19 protein-coding genes are annotated in these 19,479 nt (G+C 71.1%); 10 read left to right on the forward strand and 9 right to left on the reverse strand.

From position 1 onward, the window contains the following. Nucleotides 1–264, forward strand: a 264-nt coding sequence (locus H7A69_RS02325; RefSeq protein WP_182045573.1) for an SIP domain-containing protein, incomplete at its 5' end; no start/stop codon positions are given. 23 nt (nt 265–287) lie between these two features. Further along, complete coding sequence (locus H7A69_RS02330; RefSeq protein WP_182045574.1) at nt 288–665, forward strand: VOC family protein; 378 nt, start codon at nt 288–290, stop codon at nt 663–665. Between the two features lie 116 nt (nt 666–781). Here H7A69_RS02330 and H7A69_RS02335 read toward each other — a convergent pair whose 3' ends face one another. The 3 genes from H7A69_RS02335 to H7A69_RS02345 all read right to left on the reverse strand — a co-directional run bounded on the left by H7A69_RS02335 (nt 782) and on the right by H7A69_RS02345 (nt 4,082). Then, nucleotides 782–1,699 carry a carbohydrate ABC transporter permease gene (locus tag H7A69_RS02335; protein ID WP_182045575.1) on the reverse strand — a complete coding sequence of 306 codons (918 nt, stop codon included), beginning with the start codon at nt 1,697–1,699 and terminating at the stop codon, nt 782–784. 1 nt (nt 1,700) lies between these two features. Further along, nucleotides 1,701–2,597 carry a carbohydrate ABC transporter permease gene (locus H7A69_RS02340; RefSeq protein WP_259346038.1) on the reverse strand — a complete coding sequence of 299 codons (897 nt, stop codon included), beginning with the start codon at nt 2,595–2,597 and terminating at the stop codon, nt 1,701–1,703. A gap of 114 nt (nt 2,598–2,711) precedes the next feature. Further along, nucleotides 2,712–4,082 carry an extracellular solute-binding protein gene (locus H7A69_RS02345; RefSeq protein WP_182045577.1) on the reverse strand — a complete coding sequence of 457 codons (1,371 nt, stop codon included), beginning with the start codon at nt 4,080–4,082 and terminating at the stop codon, nt 2,712–2,714. Between the two features lie 228 nt (nt 4,083–4,310). On the opposite strand from H7A69_RS02345, the gene H7A69_RS02350 reads away from it, so the two are divergent. Further along, nucleotides 4,311–5,813, forward strand: a complete 1,503-nt coding sequence (locus H7A69_RS02350) for an alpha-N-arabinofuranosidase (protein WP_182045578.1) — start codon at nt 4,311–4,313, stop codon at nt 5,811–5,813. A gap of 223 nt (nt 5,814–6,036) precedes the next feature. Here the strand turns inward: H7A69_RS02350 and H7A69_RS02355 are convergent, their stop codons facing one another. Then, nucleotides 6,037–6,492 carry a GNAT family N-acetyltransferase gene (locus H7A69_RS02355; protein ID WP_182045579.1) on the reverse strand — a complete coding sequence of 152 codons (456 nt, stop codon included), beginning with the start codon at nt 6,490–6,492 and terminating at the stop codon, nt 6,037–6,039. Between the two features lie 83 nt (nt 6,493–6,575). On the opposite strand from H7A69_RS02355, the gene H7A69_RS02360 reads away from it, so the two are divergent. Then, the gene (locus H7A69_RS02360) at nt 6,576–6,755 is read left to right on the forward strand and encodes a hypothetical protein (protein ID WP_182045580.1); all 180 of its coding nucleotides are present in this window, start codon (nt 6,576–6,578) and stop codon (nt 6,753–6,755) included. A gap of 32 nt (nt 6,756–6,787) precedes the next feature. Here H7A69_RS02360 and H7A69_RS02365 read toward each other — a convergent pair whose 3' ends face one another. After that, nucleotides 6,788–7,816, reverse strand: a complete 1,029-nt coding sequence (locus H7A69_RS02365; RefSeq protein ID WP_182045581.1) for a helix-turn-helix transcriptional regulator — start codon at nt 7,814–7,816, stop codon at nt 6,788–6,790. 419 nt (nt 7,817–8,235) lie between these two features. On the opposite strand from H7A69_RS02365, the gene H7A69_RS02370 reads away from it, so the two are divergent. Further along, nucleotides 8,236–8,976 carry a GAF and ANTAR domain-containing protein gene (locus tag H7A69_RS02370; RefSeq protein WP_182045582.1) on the forward strand — a complete coding sequence of 247 codons (741 nt, stop codon included), beginning with the start codon at nt 8,236–8,238 and terminating at the stop codon, nt 8,974–8,976. A 9-nt stretch (nt 8,977–8,985) separates the two neighbouring features. On the opposite strand, the gene H7A69_RS17360 is transcribed toward H7A69_RS02370, so the two are convergent. From H7A69_RS17360 to H7A69_RS02385, 3 genes are all read right to left on the reverse strand, one after another. Then, nucleotides 8,986–10,056, reverse strand: a complete 1,071-nt coding sequence (locus H7A69_RS17360) for a GNAT family N-acetyltransferase (protein ID WP_259346039.1) — start codon at nt 10,054–10,056, stop codon at nt 8,986–8,988. Between the two features lie 95 nt (nt 10,057–10,151). Next, complete coding sequence (locus H7A69_RS02380; RefSeq protein ID WP_182045583.1) at nt 10,152–11,009, reverse strand: 3-hydroxyacyl-CoA dehydrogenase; 858 nt, start codon at nt 11,007–11,009, stop codon at nt 10,152–10,154. A 51-nt stretch (nt 11,010–11,060) separates the two neighbouring features. After that, the gene (locus H7A69_RS02385; RefSeq protein WP_182045678.1) at nt 11,061–12,044 is read right to left on the reverse strand and encodes a LacI family DNA-binding transcriptional regulator; all 984 of its coding nucleotides are present in this window, start codon (nt 12,042–12,044) and stop codon (nt 11,061–11,063) included. Between the two features lie 239 nt (nt 12,045–12,283). Between H7A69_RS02385 and H7A69_RS02390 the strand changes: the two genes are divergently transcribed. From H7A69_RS02390 to H7A69_RS02405, 4 genes are all read left to right on the forward strand, one after another. Continuing rightward, entirely contained in the window at nt 12,284–13,222 is a 939-nt protein-coding gene (locus H7A69_RS02390) for a carbohydrate ABC transporter permease (protein WP_182045584.1), read from the forward strand. Beyond that, on the forward strand, nt 13,219–14,202 hold the full coding sequence (locus H7A69_RS02395) for a carbohydrate ABC transporter permease (RefSeq protein WP_069713102.1): 984 nt from the start codon (nt 13,219–13,221) through the stop codon (nt 14,200–14,202). Before H7A69_RS02390 ends, H7A69_RS02395 begins: the two co-directional genes overlap by 4 nt. A gap of 117 nt (nt 14,203–14,319) precedes the next feature. Next, on the forward strand, nt 14,320–15,654 hold the full coding sequence (locus tag H7A69_RS02400) for an ABC transporter substrate-binding protein (RefSeq protein ID WP_182045585.1): 1,335 nt from the start codon (nt 14,320–14,322) through the stop codon (nt 15,652–15,654). A gap of 76 nt (nt 15,655–15,730) precedes the next feature. After that, on the forward strand, nt 15,731–17,557 hold the full coding sequence (locus H7A69_RS02405) for a glycoside hydrolase family 35 protein (RefSeq protein WP_182045586.1): 1,827 nt from the start codon (nt 15,731–15,733) through the stop codon (nt 17,555–17,557). A gap of 12 nt (nt 17,558–17,569) precedes the next feature. Here the strand turns inward: H7A69_RS02405 and H7A69_RS02410 are convergent, their stop codons facing one another. Continuing rightward, nucleotides 17,570–18,337, reverse strand: a complete 768-nt coding sequence (locus H7A69_RS02410; protein ID WP_182045587.1) for an SGNH/GDSL hydrolase family protein — start codon at nt 18,335–18,337, stop codon at nt 17,570–17,572. Nucleotides 18,338–18,425: 88 nt separating this feature from the next. On the opposite strand from H7A69_RS02410, the gene H7A69_RS02415 reads away from it, so the two are divergent. Further along, the gene (locus tag H7A69_RS02415) at nt 18,426–19,439 is read left to right on the forward strand and encodes an App1 family protein (RefSeq protein WP_182045588.1); all 1,014 of its coding nucleotides are present in this window, start codon (nt 18,426–18,428) and stop codon (nt 19,437–19,439) included. Nucleotides 19,440–19,479: the final 40 nt, after the last annotated feature.

Here is a 19,479-nt window from a genome sequence, read left to right on the forward strand (position 1 = left end):
GTCCGGGTCCTCGACGCCCCGGCCGGCGTGCAGGTGACGTGGATCGTGCGCGAGGACACCGAGCACGCCGTGCCGGGACGCGCGGCGCTCGCCGAACTCCAGCGGTACGTGCCGGTCGACGACCGCGGGTACGCCTTCGTCGTGGGGGAGTCGACGCTGGCCACCGAGGGCCGCCGACACCTGCACCGCGCGGGCCTGCCGAAGTCGCGGATCACCTTCTCCGGCTTCTGGAAGCACGACGCGCGCGAGGCCGTCCCGGCCTGATCCCGTCCGGGTAGCGTGCGGGCATGAGCAGCCGACTGAGCGAACTGGTGCTGAACTGCCGCGACCCCGAGGAGCTGTCACGCTTCTGGTGCGCGGTGCTCGACTACGTCGAACTCGGGAAGGACGACGACGGCATCGAGATCGGGCCCGCGTCGGGCTTCGGCGGTGCGACGCCGACGATCATCCTGTCGAAGGTCGAGCACGCGGAGGCTCAGCCGCTGCGGCTGCACATCGACCTGTCGCCGGTCGACCAGGACCAGGACGCCGAGCTCGAGCGGCTGCTGGCCCTCGGCGCGCGTCCGGCCGACGTCGGGCAGACCGGTGAGGAGTCCTGGCACGTGCTGCAGGACCCGGAGGGCAACGAGTTCTGCCTGCTCCGCACACGCCTCGACCCGCTCTGACCCGCGCTCGCCCGGTCCGACCTGGTGCACCCGGGAGGAGCAGGCCGGCCAGGCCACGACGGACGGGAGGCGCGGTGCCAGCCGGCACCGCGCCTCCCGTCCGTCGTGTGGAGGCGTCAGCCCTTGAGGCCCGAGCCCGTCACGCCCTCCACGATCTGCCGCTGGAAGACCAGGTAGAGGATGATCAGCGGCAGCGCCGCCAGGATCGCCCCGGCCTGGATGTCGGCGTAGCGCTGGCCGAAGCTGCCCTGGACCGTGGCGAGCCCGACCGGGATCGTCATGAGGTCCGGGTTCGACAGCACGAACAGCGGCAGGAGCAGGTTGTTCCAGACGCCGACGAAGGTCAGGATCGTCACCGCGGCGATCACCGGACGCGACAGCGGCAGGATGACCGACCAGTAGATCTTCCACATGCCCGCACCGTCGATGCGCGCGGCCTCCTCGAGCTCCTTCGGGATCCCGTCGAAGAACTGCTTGAAGATGAACACCGCGATGACGGCGGGCACCTGCGGGAAGATCACCGACCAGTAGGTGTTCAGCAGGCCGACGGCGTTGAGCTCCTGGAAGATCGGGATGATCAGGACCTGCGTCGGGATCATGATGCCGAGGATGATGAGCAGGAACGCGACGTTCCGGCCGCGGAACACCAGGCGGGACAGCGCGAACGCGGCCATGGACGCGAACAGCACCGTCAGGGCCGCGGTGATCAGGCTCGTGATGCCGCTGGCGAGGTACCAGTTCCAGATGTCGCCGGCCTGGAACAGCGACGCGTAGGAGTGCAGCGTCGGGTTCCAGTCCGACAGGATCGAGTTGGCGCCGAGCGCGGCGACGCCGTTGTCGGACAGCGACGTCTTCAGGGCGAACAGGCTCGGGATGAGCCAGATGATCGCGAACACCGTCAGGATGATCGCGGCCGCGATGTTGAAGCCCTTGCCGGAGACGCCGATCTTCGCGGCGTTGGCGGGCGCGGCGGCGGACACCCCGGAGCGGAGCTTCCGCGGACGGGACGTCGTGATGCTCTCGGTGGCGGTCACGTCAGGCACCGATCTCTCGCTTGGCGGCGGCGCGTTCGACGAGCTGCCGGATGACCGCGATCGCGACGATCACGATGAACAGGAGCACCGACGCGGCGGACGCCGCACCGAGGCGGTTGTCGGTGAAGCCGACGCCGGTGATGAGCTGCAGCGAGACCTGGGTCGAGATGCCCGGGCCGCCGTTCGTCATCAGGTAGACCTGGTCGAAGATCTTCAGGCTGGCGATGATCTGCAGCAGGATGACCAGCGTCGTCGTGCGGCCGAGCAGCGGGAGCGTGATCGACTTGATCTGCTGCCAGTTCGACGCGCCGTCGACCGCAGCGGCCTCGTAGAGCTCGCGCGGGATCTCCTGCAGGCCGGCCAGGTACAGCACGAAGTTGAACCCGAGGGTCCACCAGACGGTGGCGATCGCGACGCCGATCATGGCGGTGTTCGGGCTGGAGAGCATGCCCGAGCCGGGCGTCATGCCGAGCGCGGTCTGCAGGCTCGCCCAGAGGCCGGTCGCCGGCGTGAAGATGAACACCCAGATGAGCGAGATCGTCGCCGACGGCAGGATGAACGGCAGGAAGAACGCCAGGCGGAAGAACCACTGTCCGCGGTTCATCCGGTTCGTCAGCACGGCGAACACGAACGCCAGGATCACGAGCGGCGGGGTCGTGTACAGCGTGAACTGCAGCGTGTGCCAGAGCGACGACCAGAAGTCGCTCCGGCCGAGCATCTCGGCGTAGTTCGCGAAGCCGGCGAAGGTGCCGAGTCCGGTGCGGACGGTCGAGGTGTTGAAGAAGCTCGTGATGAGCATCCACACCGTCGGGCCGAGCAGGAAGGCCGCGTAGAACAGGCCGAACGGGGCGAGGAACAGCCACCCGGTGCGGCCCTGTCCGCGGTTCGTCGAGTTCACGCGGGGACGTTCGCGCCGGGTGACGGTCGCGGCGTCCGTGGGTCGGGTGAGAACTGGTGCAGCGGTCACGTCATCGTGCCTCTCGTGCGGGGTCCACAGGGAGCGAGCGCGCGATCACAGCGGGCTCGGGGTGTTCAGGTAGGTGGCGAGCTGGCCCTTGATGGCGGAGAGCGCCTGTGCGGGGGAGCTGCTGCCCTGCTGGACGAGGGCGAGCTGGGCGCCGACGATGCCCTCGAACGTCGACCCGGATCCGCCGTACCAGGCGGGGTCGTCGAAGACGGCGGACTCGGCGGCGGACGCGTAGTTCGACTGCGGGGTGAGGTCCTTGTACTGCTGGCTGTCGAAGGTCGGCATGTACGCGGGGACGTGTCCGCCCTCGGCCCAGGTCAGGCTCTGCTCGAGCATCTGCTTGATGAAGAGCATGTGCGCCTTGCGCTGCTCGGGCGTCCGGTCCTTCTTCGGCAGGATGAACGTGTGCGAGTCGGCCTGGGTGGCGGGCTTGTCGAAGAGCTGGGGGATCGGCACCATGCCGAACTTCAGGCCCTTGATCGACTGGGCGGTGCTGATCTCCCACTCGCCCTGCATGAAGAAGCCGGCCTTGCCGTCGAACATGAGCGACTGGGCGGTCGCGTAGTCGAGCGCCTTGTTCAGCCAGCCGTTCCCCACCCACTTCTGGGTCATGTCGGTGACCTTGTTGTACGCGTCCTCGTTCACGGTGAGCTTCGCCCCGCCGTCGCTGATGAACGGTGTCGCGCCCTCGATCTGGTTGTACATCGTCCAGAAGAAGCGCCACGGGGTCGCGGTCTCCGGCACGACGTTCGCCACGTTCAGCGCGGTGCCGCCGGTCACCTTCGCGACGGCGGCCATCGCGGCCTCGAAGTTCTCCAGCCCGTTCAGGTCCTTGAGCTTGCCGTCACCGTCGATCAGGCCCGCCTTCTGGCAGACGTCGACGTTGTAGAAGAGCACGAACGGGTGCGTGTCGAGCGGGATGCAGATGTTCTTGCCGTCGGTCTTCTGCGCGGTCCACGCCTTCTGGTTGAAGTCGCTGGCGCTGAGGCCGACGCTCGCCAGGTCGTCCTCGGTGATCGGATCGAGCAGGTCGCCGTCCCACAGCGGCTTGGCGCGGGTGAGGTGGGCGATCGCGACGTCCGGCGGCTTGTTCCCGACGGTGGCCAGTGTGACCTTGGAGTAGTACGGGTTGCCCCACGCGAAGGTCGTCGCCTGCAGGGACGAGGAACCACCGTGCTGCTTCGCGTACCCGGCCTCCATCGACTGCATGCGGAGGCCGTCGCCACCGCCGAACAGGTTCCAGAAGACGAGCGTCTCCGGGTTCAGCGGGGCTCCGGCGATGCCGGCGGCGATCGGGCTGGAGCACGCGGCGAGCGGCAGGACCGCGGCACCGGCGGCTGCGCCGGCGAGCAGGGTCCGTCGGGTGAACGCGCTGCCGCGGGACTGCGGGGTGGGTACAACGGATCGGATCGGCATGGCATCACTCCATCGGGACGGGCCGAGCGGAGCGGTCATTGCTCCGTGAGCGCTCACAGTAGCGCCGGACCGGGGGGTCCGCCACCCCTTTCGTGAACGTCACGGCGGGCCAGCGTCCCGGCTTCCGCGCACGGTGGAAACCCGCTAGCGTTCAGGGAGACGTGAGCGCTCACTTTCGTACCGGGCCGATCACGTCCGCACGAGCCCCCAGCAGATCGAAGGAGATCCATGCCTCGCACACACCTCGTCCTCGACAGCGCGTTCACCGTGGGGCCGGTGCGACGTCGGCTCTTCGGCGGCTTCGTCGAGCACCTCGGCCGCCACGTCTACGACGGCATCCACGAGCCGGCCCACGAGACCGCCGACGAGCACGGCTTCCGGAAGGACGTCGTCGAGCTCGTCAAGGAGCTGGGCGTCTCCGCGATCCGGTACCCGGGCGGCAACTTCGTCTCCGGCTACAAGTGGGAGGACGGCGTCGGCCCGGTCGAGCAGCGTCCGCGTCGTCTCGACCTGGCGTGGCACTCCACCGAGACCAACGAGGTCGGCCTGCACGAGTTCCAGCACTGGCTCGACGCGGTCGGCTCCGAGATGATGCTCGCCGTCAACCTCGGCACCCGTGGCGCGCAGGAGGCCATCGAGCTCCTCGAGTACGCGAACATCGACGCCGGCACCGCCCTGAGCGAGTACCGCCGTTCGAACGGCCGCCAGGAGCCCTTCGCCATCCAGATGTGGTGCCTCGGCAACGAGATGGACGGCCCGTGGCAGCTCGGCCACAAGAACGCCGAGGACTACGGCAAGCTCGCGGCGATGACCGCCAAGGCGATGCGGCAGATCCAGCCCGACCTCGAGCTCGTGGCGTGCGGGTCCTCCGGTGCGTCGATGCCGACGTTCGGCGAGTGGGAGCGGACCGTCCTCGAGCACACCTACGACGACGTCGACTACATCTCCGCGCACGCCTACTACGAGGAGGGCGACGACCTGACGTCGTTCCTCGCCTCCGGCGTCAACATGGACCACTTCATCAAGACGGTCACGACGGCGGCCGACCACGTGCAGGCGCAGAAGAAGTCGGACAAGCGCATCGACATCTCCTTCGACGAGTGGAACGTCTGGTCGATCAGCAAGTGGGAGGAGCAGCAGAAGACCTTCGAGCTGCAGGACTGGCCGGTCGCGCCGCGCCTGCTCGAGGACGTCTACACCGTCGCCGACGCGGTCGTCGTCGGTGGCCTGCTCATCTCGCTGCTCCGGCACGCGGACCGCGTGGCCTCGGCCAGCATCGCGCAGCTCGTCAACGTCATCGGCCCGATCATGACCGAGCCCGGTGGTCCGGCGTGGCGCCAGACCACGTTCTTCCCGTTCTCGGTGACGTCGCGCCTGGCGAACGGCACGTCGCTGCAGGTCAAGGCATCCGGCGACACCGTCGACGGCGGCAAGCACGGCGAGGTCCCGGTGGTCGACTCGGCCGCCACGGTCGAGGACGGCAAGGCGGCGGTGTTCCTCGTGAACCGCCACCAGACCGAGACGACCTCCGTCACGATCGACCTCGCCGGCCTGCAGGTCGACGGCGACGTCCGTGCCGAGGGCGTCTGGGACGACGACCTCCACGCGGTCAACGACCTCGGCAACCGCGAGCGGGTGGCGCTCCGGACGAACGAGACCGTCCGCCGCGAGGGCGACACGATCACCATCGAGCTGCCGCCGGTCTCCTGGACCGCGGTGTCGATCGGCTGAACCGACCGCCGACCACGGTCGGCGTGCAGATGCCTCGGCGCGCGCTCCGGTGAGCGTCGAGTGAGCACGGAGGGCGTCGGTCCGCGCGAGCGGACCGGCGCCCTTCGCTCGTGCCCGGCCGGCGGACGGCTGCCCGGCCGTGGGCGGCCCGGCCCGACGGTGCGGACGCGTCGGACGGGAGGCGCGGTGCGGGGCCGCCACGCGCCTCCCGTCCGCCTCGGCGTCAGACCGCCGACGGGCGCATGTCGTAAGTGACCCACGGTGTCGCGGCGGCGACGCGGTCGTAGACCGCACGCGCGGCGGTGTTGTCCTCGGCGGTGATCCAGCGGACGACGCTCGCACCCTCGGCAGCAGCGACCGCCGCGGCCTCGTGCAGGAGGGCCGTCGCGACGCCCCGGTGGCGCGATCCCGGCGCGGTGAAGAGGTCGTCGAGGTACAGCCCGGTGGTCGCCGACGACGGTCGGGCGAACCGTCGGAGGTCGGCGAGCCCGAGGAGTCGACCGTCGGCGTCCTCGGCGACCAGGCCGAGCAGGCCGTGCGCGCCTCCGGAGACCCACTGCCACGTGGTGCGGACCGCGGCGGGGTCGTCCGGCAGTCGGTAGAACGCGCGGTAGCCGGCGTAGAGCGCGCACCACTGTGCTTCGTCGTGGGCGGTCACGGGACGGACGAGGACGGTCACGACCCGATCGTAGGGCCACCCTCCGGTGTCCGGTCTCCGCACTCACCGTGTGACGGCGACGGGTGCTGCCTACAGTGCTGCGCATGACCGGGACGAGCGATGCGGACGGGGCGGTCGGTGCGGGCGCACTGGGCGGGTTCGTCGACGACTTCCTCGCGTCGATGGACGGTTGGCCCGCCGTGGACCCCCGGCGGACGGCGGACGACAGCGACCGCGTGGACGCACCCGCCGGGACGGAGCGGGCGCGCGACCACAGCGGCTGACGCGGTGTCCGGGGGTGCGGGGGTGCAGCGGCTCAGCGTCGGAGCGTCTGGCGCGGGTACTCACCGTGCTGGCGCAGGTACTCGCCCGAGAAGCGCCCGAGGTGCGAGAACCCCCAGCGCCGCGCGATCTCCTGCACGCTGGCGTTCGACGGGTCACCGCGTTGGAGCTCGAGGCGGACGCACTCCAGTCGCACCCGACGGAGGTACGCCATCGGCGTCGTGCCGAGGTCCCGCTGGAACGACTCCTGCACGGCACGGATGCTCAGGCCGGCCGCCTGCGCGATCTCCGCGACGGTGAGCGGCTGGTCGAGGTGCTCGTGCACGAACTCGACGGCGGCACGGAGCCGCGCCCGGCGCGGCAGCAACACCACCGCCGGGAGCTCGGGTGCCGCCGGCGGGTAGAGGTCGAGGAAGGCCGCGGTCGCGTCCCGAGTGAGGGTGTGCCAGAGGAGCGTCCCGACGCCGTTCCGGAGCTCACGGGCGAGGAGCGTCATCTGGTTCCGCCACCTCGCCACGGCCGCCGGGTCCAGCGTGCGGAGGTGGTCGAGCTGCAGGCTGCCGACGGCGCCGGTCCGGTGGCGCTCGGCGGCGACGTCGTCGACGAGCTCGCGGGAGAGGTGCACGAGCCGTTGGTCGTAGTCCTGGTACTCGAAGAGGAACTCGCGGTCGGTGGGGAACAGCATCGGGACGCCGATCTGCATCGGGACCCGGTCACGCCGGACGTCCGGCACGCCGGTGCCCTCGGTCAGCCACTGCACGATGTAGTCGTCGGTGCACGGGATCGCACCGCGGATGTACCCGGTGATGCGGGACCGACGCAGCGTCACCGCGGCGTCGCCGACGGCGGTGTACCGGTAGGTGAACGGCTGGTCGGTCGCGTGCGCCGCCCAGCCGTGACCGTCGTAGAGGCCGCCGACCTCGTCGATGACGGCGTCCGGGTGGTCCCCGGACGCCTCCAGCCGGACGGCGTGCCGGCCGGTGGTGGGACCGTCCTGGTCGGACCGTCCCGTCCCCGGGCTCTCGGGACGGGACAGCCGTGGGTGCGATGCGGTGGTCGTCATCAGGACCCCGGGAAGGAGTCGGCGGACGTCGGGTCGGGCCGGACGGCCGGCGAGGACGTGGTGCGGAGCACCCGGTGGCGACCGAGTGTCCGGGTACCTGTGTCGTGCATCATCTGGACCACCCTGAACGGTTCCGAGGACGTGTTCTGATGTTCCGCTGCCGGGGTCTGGGGCTGCTGCCGTCACGGTAGGGCAGGCGGGCGGACGTGACAACAGCCCGGACCCGCCGACCATCCGATCTGCGCGGACGACGAGCCGGAACCGGACCGTGCGGACGAACCGCCGATCGCGGTCGGGCGGTGCGCCCACCGGACGAGCAGAGTGTGCTGCAGTCGTCCACGCCGACCGTCGGCAAGCGACTCGAGGCGGTGCCGTTCCCGACCGAGCGCGCACCCGCGCACGCACCGGGAAGGAGCCCCGTGACCGACACCCGTGAGCGTCGGCTCGTCGACGCGTTCCTCGCCGCGACCGGCAGGGTCGTCGGCGACTACGACGTGGTGGAGATGCTGCAGACCCTCGTCGACGACGTCGCCGGGATCTTCGCCGTCGACGCGGTCGGGATCCTGCTCGCCGACCCGCAGCGACGGCTCGAGGTCGCGGCGTCGACGAGCGAGGCGAGCGCGTTCCTCGGGCTCCTCCAGCTCGAGGCCGGCGAGGGGCCCTGCATCGAGTCGTACGAGACGGGCCGCACGGTGTCGGTCGCGGACCGGCAGGAGATGCGGTGTCGCTGGACGCACTTCGCGGAGGAGTCCGAACGCGCCGGGTTCGCCTCGGTCCACTCGATCCCGTTGCGGAGCCACACGGCCGTCCTGGGGTCGATGAACCTGTTCCGGCGGGCGCCGGGCCGGTTGGACGACCAGGACGCGACGGCGGCGCGGGCGCTCACCGACGTGGCGTCGATCAGCATCCTGCAGCAGCGCAGCGCGGACCAGGCCGCTCGCACCCGGGACCAGCTGCAGCGCGCGTTGGACAGCAGGATCGTGATCGAGCAGGCGAAGGGGTTCCTCGCCCACACCCACCAGGTGGACCCCGACGAGGCGTTCACGATGCTGCGGGGGCACGCCCGTTCTGCGGGACTGCCGCTGCGGGAGGTGGCGCTGGCCGTCGTCGAGCGCCGAATCGCCATCCCGGGGCCGGCACCGGCGGACGCTGGGCGGTGATCCGAACGGTCAGGACGGGTGGTCCGCGGCGCGAGCCCGCTCCTTGATCGCGTCGATGACGGTGGTCTTCGCGTCGGCGTAGGCGTTCGAGTCGTCCCACGACCGGGTCACGAGCCCGCGCTTGACGTCCTCGTAGCGCTGCCGGTCGGCGTCGTCGTGCCGCAGGTGGTCGCGGAGCAGCAGGTAGTCGTCCACCTCGCGGGCGCCGTGCTCGTACACGTGGACGTGCGCGTCGCGCTCGGGCGTCCGGACGAGACGGTGCCCGGGCTCCCGGACGCGCAGGACGTACCCGGCGTCGAGCAGCGGTTCGAGGTACGCGGCCTCGTCGGTCACGTCGGGGACCGAGACCGCGACGTCGACGATCGGCTTCGCCGCCAGGCCCGGGACCGAGGTCGACCCGATGTGCTCGATCGTGACGTGCAGTCCGGGGAGCGCGGCGGTGATGCGTGCCCGGTGCTCCGCGAAGCGGGTCGCCCACGCCGGGTCGTGGTCGTGCAGGCCGACGCGCAGGGGCTCCGGCCCGCCGACGATGTCGACGTCGACGACGTCCGCGGCCGCGTGTGCACCGGTGCGGATCCAGTGGTGCAGCAGGCGGTGGCCCTCGTCGTCGACCACGGTCCGCTCGTACCGGCCGCCGTTGTGCTCGATGACGCGTCCGGACGCCGGGTTCGTCGCGTCGTGCGTCAGCATCACCTCGGGCATGCCGCGTTCGGCTGCCAGGCGGACCGTCCCGGCGAGCGCCGCGGACGCCAGGCCCCGACCGCGTGCCGAGGGCCGGACGCCGTACCCGACGTGGCCGCCGTACTCGCGGAGCCAGTCGTTCAGCTCGTGCCGGAGGGCGATGCTGCCGAGGTACTCGTCGCCGTCGACCATCCACCGGTAGGTGCAGGTGACGTGGGCCGGCGAGGCCGGGACGGTCTCCTCCGCGAGGAGCTGGTCGACCCACCGCTCGAAGCCCACCCGGTCGGTGAGGGTCGCGGCGTGACGGATCCCGGCGCCGTCCTGGTGGGCGTCGCCCCACTCGCGGAGGGACCGGACGAAGGACGGGAAGTACCGGGGAGACGGTGCGACGAGTTCCACCCGGCGAGCCTAGGACGGACGGGAGGCGGGTGGCAGGGCCGCCACGCGCCTCCCGTCCGTCCCGGCGCGATCGCGCCGCGTGCGCGGGTCCGTCGTCAGCGGTAGCGGTAGAAGCCCTCGCCGGACTCGACGCCGTACCTGCCCTGGTCGAGGTACTCGGTGCGCAGGTGCTCCGCCCACGCCTGCGCGCCCGGCTCCGGCGACGCGCTGGCGACCGCGTACGCCGTCCGGAGGCCGATGACGTCGTAGATCTGGAACGGACCCATCGGGGCGCCGGTGCCGATGCGCCACGTGGTGTCGACCGTCTCGGGGTCCGCGACCCCGCGGAGGACCAGGCCGGCGGCGGCGTCGAGCAGCGGCACGAGCAGCGAGTTGAGCACGTAGCCGGGCTGCTCCTTGTGCAGGCGGATCGGCACCATCCCGATCTCCTCGGCGAAGGTGGCGACCCGCTCGAACACGGCCGGATCGGTCTGCTCGGTGCCCATCACCTCGGCGGTGTTCTGCCGCCAGACGTGGTTCGCGAAGTGCAGCGCGAGGAAGCGGTCCGGGCGGCCGGTCGCGTCGGCGATCGCACTCGGCAGCAGGGTCGAGGAGTTCGTGGCGAAGACGGTGTCGGCCGGTGCGACCTCGGCGAGCCGCGCGTACACGTCGCGCTTCAGGTCGAGCCGCTCGGGGACCGCCTCGATCACGAGGTCGGCGGCGGCGACGGCCTGCGCGAGGTCGGTGGCGAAGTCGATCCGCGCGACGGCGGCGTCGGCGTCGGGGCGGGCGTCCTCGCCGACGTCGCCGAGGTACTGCTCGACGATGCCGGCGAGACGCTCCCGGCCGGCCGCGACGGCGTCGTCGCTGATGTCGTACACGACGACGGGGACGCCGTGCCGAGCGGTCTGGAGGGCGATCTGCGTGCCGAGGACGCCGGCGCCGAGCACGGTGACGGAGGTGAACGTGGTCATGCCGTCAGTCTGCTCCGCGGTGGTCGGTGCCCGGCCGGGAGCGGGGGAGGGTCAGGCGGGCGGCGCCGTGCTCGCGCGCTCCACCAGGCGCACCGGCACGAGGTCGGTCGACGGTCCGGCCGGCGCACCCTCGATCTGCGCTAGGAGCGTCGCGACGGCACGGCGGCCCACCTCGTCGAACGACTGGTGCACGGTGGTGAGCGGCGGCCAGAAGGACTCCGACTCGGGGAAGTCGTCGAAGCCGACCACGCTGAGCGAGCCCGGCACGGACCGACCGGCCTCGTGCGCGGCGCGGAGCACCCCGAGCGCCGTCTGGTCGTTCACCGCGAAGACGGCCGTCACTTCCGGTCGCGCCGCGATCTCCTGCCCTGCCCGGTACCCGTCCGAGCTCGCCCACCCGCCGGTGAAGACCGGGGGGACCGCTCGTCCGGCGTGCTCGAGGGTGTCGCGCCAGGCGGCGAGCCGTCGGTCCGCGGAGTACGACCCGTCCGGGCCGGCGACGTGCCAGACGGTCTCGTGGCCCAGGTCGAGCAGGTGCTGGGTCGCGAGCCGGGCACCCTCGGCCTGGTCGATGTCGATGGACGGCCGGTCGGTGGTGCCCGTCGAGTCGACGACGACCAGGGGGACGCCGTCGGGCAGCGCGACCTCGGCGGTGTCGATGATGTGCGACTCGATCACGATCACGACACCGTCGACGGCCTGCTCGTGCAGCCGGGACAGCGCCGACCGGACACCCTCGCCGGTACGCGACGCCATCGGGAGCAGCGTGATGGTGAAGTCCGCGGCGGCCGCTGCGGCGGAGATGGCCTCGAGCGTGCGCATGTTGCCGAAGGACGCGAGCGTGAACATGACCACGCCGATGGTCCGGAATCGTCCGGACCGCAGGGCCCGCGCGGCCCGGTTCGGTCGGTAGCCGAGTTCGTCCATGGCGCGCTGCACCCGCTCGCGCGTCTCCGGGCTGACGTTGTCGAAGCCGCGCGCGACCCGCGAGACGGTCTGCATGGAGACGCCGGCGGCATCGGCGACGGCGGCCATCGACGGGGCGCGTCGCGCAGCGGTCAGCTCGGTGCTCAACCCACGCTCCTCCCCGGTCCGCCGGTCGAGGGGACGACGACCGGGATGCCCGCACGCTAGCGCATGTTGACGTTGCCATGCTACGGTGACGTCGTTCGATGTTGACGTCAACATCGACGTCCCTCCGGATCGCCGCCACCGCGCGGACGAGCGCAGCCGCTCGACCCGGAGGACCCGGACGCAGCAGACAAGGGAGTCACATGAGCACGCTCGCAGCGCGCCCGGCCGAGGCGGCCTCCGCCCCGCGGCCGTCCGCTCGCCGCCGCCCGAAGCCCCGGGGGCGGTACACCGGCTGGCTCTTCGTCGGCCCCTTCGTCGTGGTGCTCGTGGCCATGCTGATCGTCCCGATCGGGTACGCGCTCTGGCTCAGCCTGTTCCGCGACCAGCTCGTCGGCGGCAACCAGTTCGTCTGGTTCGCCAACTACGTGCAGCTCTTCCAGGACAGCGCGTTCTGGCAGGGCCTCGGCCGCGTCACGCTGTTCCTGCTCGTGCAGGTGCCGATCATGCTCGGGCTGGCCCTCGTCGCCGCCCTCGCCCTCGACAGCGCCCGCCTGTGGGGAACCGGGTTCTTCCGCATCGCGGTGTTCCTGCCCTACGCCGTCCCCGGTGTCGTCGCGGCGCTCATCTGGGGCTTCATCTACGGCAACCAGTTCGGCCTGACCGGTGCGGCGAACGACCTCATCGGCATCGACCTGCTCCAGCCGTTCAGCGCGAGCTGGGTCCTCACGTCGATCGGCAACGTGGTCACGTGGGAGTTCCTCGGCTACAACATGCTGATCTTCTACGCCGCCCTCCGGGTCGTGCCGGGCGAGCTGTACGAGGCCGCCGAGCTCGACGGCGCCGGCCCGATGCGGACCGTGTTCTCGATCAAGCTGCCGGCCCTCCGCGGCCCGATGGTCATCGCGACGATCTTCTCGATCATCGGCAGCTTCCAGCTCTTCAACGAGCCGAACCTGCTGAAGACGCTCGCCCCGAACGTCATCGGTAGCTCCTTCACCCCGAACATGTACGCCTACTCGCTGTCCTTCAGCGGCCAGCAGTTCAACTACTCCGCGACCGTCGCCATCGTCATGGGTGTCATCACCGCCGTGATCGCGTACGTCGTCCAGGTCCGCGGAACCCGCCAGGAGAACCGATGAGCACCCTGCAGCAGCCCGCCGCCGGCGCGACCACGCCGGCCACGGTCACCGAGGCGACCACGACGCAGCGCGACCCGCGCGACCGGGCGACCCGTGCCTCCCGTCCGGGTCGGGGCCGCGCGCCGGTCGCCGGACGCAAGGTCAAGCGCTCCGGTCTGCTGACCGCCGTGATGGTCGTCTTCGTCGTCTACTCGTTCGCGCCGCTGTTCTACCTGCTCGTGAACAGCACGAAGACGCAGGCATCGCTCCTGTCGACCTTCGGGCTCTGGTTCGGCGGTGACTTCAACCTCTGGCAGAACATCGTCGACACGCTGACGTACAACGACGGCATCTTCATGCAGTGGCTCGGCAACACGCTGCTGTACGTCGTCGTGGGCGCCGGGGGAGCGACGCTCCTCGCGACCGTCGCCGGCTACGGCATGGCGAAGTTCCAGTTCCCGGGTCGCCGCGCGGTGTTCGCCGTGGTCCTCGGTGCCATCGCCGTGCCGGGTACCGCCCTCGCGGTCCCGACGTTCCTGCTCTTCTCGCAGTTCGGCCTGACGAACACCCCGTGGGCGATCATCCTGCCGTCGCTCATCAGCCCGTTCGGCATGTACCTCATCTGGACGTACGCGATCGACGCGATCCCGACCGAGCTCATCGAGGCCGCCCGCATGGACGGCGCCGGCGAGTTCCGGATCTTCTTCACCATCGCGCTGAAGCTCCTCACGCCCGGTGTCGTCACGGTCCTGCTCTTCGCGGTCGTCGCCACCTGGAACAACTACTTCCTGCCGCTCATCATGCTGAGCGACCCGAAGTGGTACCCGCTCACGGTCGGCCTCAACCAGTGGAACGCGCAGGCCACCGGGTCCGGCGCGCAGCCGATCTACAACCTCGTCGTCACCGGTTCGCTCCTCACGATCATCCCGATCGTGGTCGCGTTCCTCTTCCTCCAGCGCTTCTGGCAGTCCGGCCTCGCGGCCGGCTCCGTCAAGGCCTGACCCGCCGGACGGGAGGCACGCCGGCAGCCCGCCCCGCGCCTCCCGACCGACACGCAGCAGCACCACCCCCTCTCCACGAAGAAGTCCCTTCTTCACAAAGAAGTGAAAGGCACCCGAATGCACAAGCGCATCCGGCGCGGGCTCAGCGCCCTCGCCATCGGCGTCACCGCCGCGATCGCCCTCGCGGCCTGCGCCTCCGGCGGCTCGTCCGCGGGCGGTTCGTCCGACGACATCGCGAAGGCCCTGAAGGACGGCGGGACGCTGACCTACTGGTCCTGGACCCCCTCGGCCAAGGCGCAGGTCGCCGCCTTCGAGAAGCAGTACCCGAAGGTCAAGGTCAACCTCGTCAACGCCGGCACCGGCGCCGACCAGTACACGAAGCTGCAGAACACGATCAAGGCCGGCTCGGGCGCCCCCGACGTCGCGCAGGTCGAGTACTACGCGCTGCCGCAGTTCGCGCTGTCCGACTCGCTCGTCGACCTGTCGTCGTACGGCTTCGGCGACCTCGAGAGCAAGTTCTCGAAGGGCACCTGGAGCAACGTCGCGATGGACGGCAAGGTCTACGGCCTGCCGCAGGACTCCGGCCCCATGGCGCTGTTCTACAACGAGAAGGTCTTCTCGAAGTACGACATCGCCGTGCCGAAGACGTGGGACGAGTACATCGCCGCCGCGAAGAAGCTGCACGCCGCCGACCCCGAGTCGTACATCGCCGCGGACTCCGGCGACGCCGGCTTCACCACGAGCATGATCGCCCAGGCCGGTGGCACGCCCTTCACCACCGACGGCGACAAGATCACCATCAACCTCGAGGACGCCGGCACCAAGAAGTGGGCGAGCACGTGGGACCAGCTCGTCGAGCAGGGCCTGCTCTCGAAGACCACCGGCTGGACCGACGACTGGTACAAGCAGCTCGGCAACGGCCAGATCGCCACGATGGTGACCGGTGCCTGGATGCCCGGCAACCTGATCGCGAGCGTCCCGGAGTCCGCCGGTGACTGGCGCGTCGCCCCGATGCCGACCTACGACGGCGGCCAGGCCCAGACCGCGAGCAACGGCGGCAGCTCCCAGGTCGTCATGAAGCAGTCGAAGAACCCGGCCCTCGCCGCGGGCTTCCTCAAGTGGCTGAACTCCTCCGAGGAGTCGACGAAGGTCTTCATGGAGTCCGGCGGCTTCCCGTCGACCACCGCCGACCTCGACTCGAGCTCGTTCCTGCAGGAGAAGCCGTCGTACTTCGGTGGCCAGCAGATCAACGAGGTGCTCGTGGACGCGTCGAAGACGTCGGCCAACGACTTCACCTACCTGCCGTACCAGGTGTACGCGAACAGCGTCTACGCCGACACCGTCGGGCAGTCGTACGAGAAGGGCACCTCGCTCGAGAGCGGGCTGCAGGCCTGGCAGAAGGCCCTCGTGAAGTACGGCAACGACCAGGGCTTCACGGTCACCTCCAAGTAGCACCCCGTCACACCCCCACCGGGGCCGTGCGGACACTCCCGTCCGCACGGCCCCGTCGTACGAAACGAGTCACCTCATGCGCTTCGCCATCGGCGAGACCGACTTCCTGCTCGACGGCGAGCCGCACCGGGTCCTGTCCGGCGCGATCCACTACTTCCGCGTGCACCCGGACCTCTGGCAGGACCGGATCCGCAAGGCGAAGCTGATGGGCCTGAACACCGTCGAGACCTACGTCGCCTGGAACGCCCACGCGCCCCGTCCCGGTGTGTTCGACCTGACCGGCGGCCTCGACCTCGGCCGGTTCCTCGACCTGGTCGCCGCCGAGGGCATGCACGCCATCGTGCGCCCCGGGCCCTACATCTGCGCCGAGTGGACCAACGGCGGGCTGCCGTACTGGCTCTTCGCCGACGGCACCGTCGGCGTCCGCCGGAACGAGCCGGGCTTCCTCGCCGCCGTGCGGGAGTACCTCGAGCACCTCGCGCCGGTGCTCGTCCCGCGCCAGATCGACCAGGGCGGGCCGATCGTGCTCGTGCAGGTCGAGAACGAGTACGGCGCCTACGGCTCGGACGCGTCCTACCTGCGTGAGCTCGAGGCGATGCACCGGGCCGTCGGCCTGACCGTCCCGTTCACGAGCGTCGACCAGCCGATGGACTCGATGCTCGAGGACGGGTCGCTGCCCTCGCTCCACAAGACCGGTTCCTTCGGCTCGCGCTCCACCGCGCGGCTCGAGCGACTCCGCCAGGCGCAGCCGACCGGGCCGCTCATGTGCTCGGAGTTCTGGGACGGCTGGTTCGACAGCTGGGGCGAGCACCACCACACCACCCCGGCGTCCGCGTCGGCATCGGACCTCGACGACCTGCTCGCCGCCGGCGGCTCCGTCAACATCTACATGTTCCACGGCGGCACGAACTTCGGCTTCACCAACGGCGCGAACGACAAGGGCGTGTACCGTCCGATCGCGACCTCGTACGACTACGACGCTCCGCTCGACGAGGCAGGTCGCCCGACGGCGAAGTTCCACGCCTTCCGCGCGGTGATCGAGCGCTACGCGCCCGTCCCGCCGCTGCCCGAGTCGATGCGGGAGGGTGGTTCGGGTCGCCTTGATCCGTATGACGATCCGAGCGGCCGGGAGGCACGGGTCACCCCCGCCACGGACCTCGCCGTCCGCCTGGACCGCGTCGCGTCGCTCCGCTCCCTGCTGCCCACGCTCACCGACTGGTCGACGCACGACGAGCCGCCGACCTTCGACGCCCTCGGCGCCGCGAGCGGCTTCGTGCTGTACCGGACCGAGGTCGACCTGCCCACCGGGGGCGTCCTGACCGTCGGCACCGAGGTCCGCGACCGTGCGGTCGTCTCCGTCGACGGGGTGGTCGTCGGCGTCCTCGAACGCGAGCACCACGACCGGGCGATCGCCCTCCCGCCGGTCGTCGGCACGCTCGAGCTCCTCGTCGAGGACCAGGGCCGCGTCGACTACGGGCCCCGCATCGGCGAGCCGAAGGGCCTGATCGGCGGCGTGGCCGTCGACGGCGTGCCGCTCGCCCGGTGGTCCGCGTCGCCGCTCGCCCTCGACCCGATCGCCCCGGCAGCGCTGTCGGCACTGGCAGACGTCGTGCCGACGGGTGGCGACGTGCTCGCCGGTCCGGTGGTCGCGGCGGGGTCGTTCGAGCTGGCGACGGCCGACGACCGGTACCTGTCGCTCGACGGCTTCCGCAAGGGTGTCGCCTGGGTCAACGGCTTCTGCCTCGGCCGGTACTGGTCGCGGGGACCCCAGAAGACTCTGGCCGTGCCGGGTCCGGTGCTCCGTGCCGGTCGGAACGAGGTCGTCGTCCTGGAGCTGCACGCGGCGGCGTCCCGTACGGTCTGCCTGCTCGCCGAGCCGGACCTGGGGCACACCGAGGCCTGACGGGCCGGCGGATCAGGACACGGGCGTCCACGTCGGGAACGGCGCGGTCCGGCCGTCCCCGGACGACCGGCGCCTGATCCGCCGACCGAGCCAGGGCACCACGTACTCGCGGTAGTACCGCAGCTCCTCGGCCAGGCGGGTCCCCACGGCCTCGGGTGCTGCCGCGTCGACCGGGCCGGGGCCGTCGGCGATCGCGCGGAGCGCCAGTTCCGCCACGCGCTGGTGCCCGAGCGCGTTCATGTGCAGGCGGTCGGTCGACCAGAACTCCGGCTGGCCGAGCTGGACGTCCCGTGAGACGTCGACGAACGGCAGTCCCCGCTCCGCAGCGAGCTCCGACAACGCGGTGGCCCACGCGTCGCCACGGCGGTTGATCAACCGTCCGAGGGGGAGCCGCGCGCTCGGGTCTGCCGGACTCACGAGCGCGAGGAGGATGCCGCGTTCCCGGAAGCGTTCGGCGGCCGCTCCGAGCCGCCCGATCAGCGCGGGGATGTCGAAGGAGGGCCGCAGCAGGTCGTTGCCGCCCGCGCAGAACGTCACGAGGGTCGGCTGCGGGTCGAGGGCGAGTGCCTGGTGCACCTGTTCGCCGAGCACCCCGTCGAGCAACCGTCCGCGGATCGCGAGGTTCGCGAACCAGACCGGCTGGCTCGTGGTCGCCGCGAGGGCGCTCGCGAGCCGCCCCGTCCACCCGGTGAACGGCGCCGGCCCCTCGTCGCCCACGCCCTCGGAGAAGCTGTCGCCGACGGCGACGTACCGGATCGGGCTGTCCTCGGGCACGGTCATCCGGCCATCGTATGCACGGCGGAGGATCCCGGTGCTGGGCCCGGCGTCCACCCGGCTCCGCTCACGGACGCGTCGGTAGGGTGGGCCGATGGCTGCCCTGACCCGTCTCCTGCGTGCCGTCCAGCAGGGGGCCGTCCCGGTCGCGTACGCGACGGGGACCCGGCTCCGGGCAGGGGCGTCGGCGCTCGCCGAGCGCGTCGGGTGGCGGCCCGCACTGCTCCCGTACTCGGGCTACGCGAGCACGCACCAGGCGCGGGTCCTCGCGCGCGTCGTTCTCGCTCCGGCGTCGGCCGACCCCGCTGCCCGCCGTGGTGTCGCTGCGTGGCGGCGGCTCCTCACCCTGGAGTGCCCGGCGGCCGAGGTGCGCGTCGAGCTCGCCGGTGTGACGACCACCGTGTCGAGCGACGACGGTGGGCTGGTCGACGTGACGGTTCCGCTGGACGAGCCGCTCGGCGACGGTCCGGCCACGGCGCTGCTGCACGTGGACGGCCGGCCCCCGGCCAGGGTCCCGGTCCACGTCGTCACCGGACGACGGGGTGTCGTCTGCGACATCGACGACACGGTCTGGGTGACCGGGATCGGGCACCCGTTGCAGGCGGCACGACGCACGCTCCTCGGCACGAGCTCGACCCGACGGGTGGTCCCCGGCATGGCGGCCCTCGTCCGCGAGGCCGCTCGCCGACAGGAGGGAGCGGCCACGGTGTACCTCAGCAACGGGCCGTGGAACTTCGCCGGTGTCGTCACACGCTTCCTCCGGAAGCAGGGGTTCCCCGCGGGCGCCGTCCTGATGACCGACTGGGGCATCACGCCGACGCGGTGGTTCCGCGACGGCTCGGAGCACAAGCGGTCCTCGCTCGTGCGGTTGCACGAGGACCTGCCCGAGGTGTCCTGGGTGCTGATCGGCGACGACGGCGAGCACGATCCGGACCTCTACGAGGAGTTCGCCCGCGCGCACCCCGGGTCGGTCGACGCCATCGCGCTGCGACAGGTGGCGCCGGACGCCCGGGACGCCGGAGGGACCTCGGAGCTCGCCGGGGTCCCGGTCGTCCGCGGCACGGAGGGCGATGCCCTCCTGCCGCTGCTCCGCGCCGCGTTGCGCTGACCGCCGCGGAGGATCGGGCGGAGCTGGTCGGAACGGGCGT

The sequence above is a fragment of the Curtobacterium sp. ME26 genome (assembly GCF_903970945.1).
In the GTDB taxonomy this organism is placed as follows: domain Bacteria; phylum Actinomycetota; class Actinomycetes; order Actinomycetales; family Microbacteriaceae; genus Curtobacterium; species Curtobacterium citri.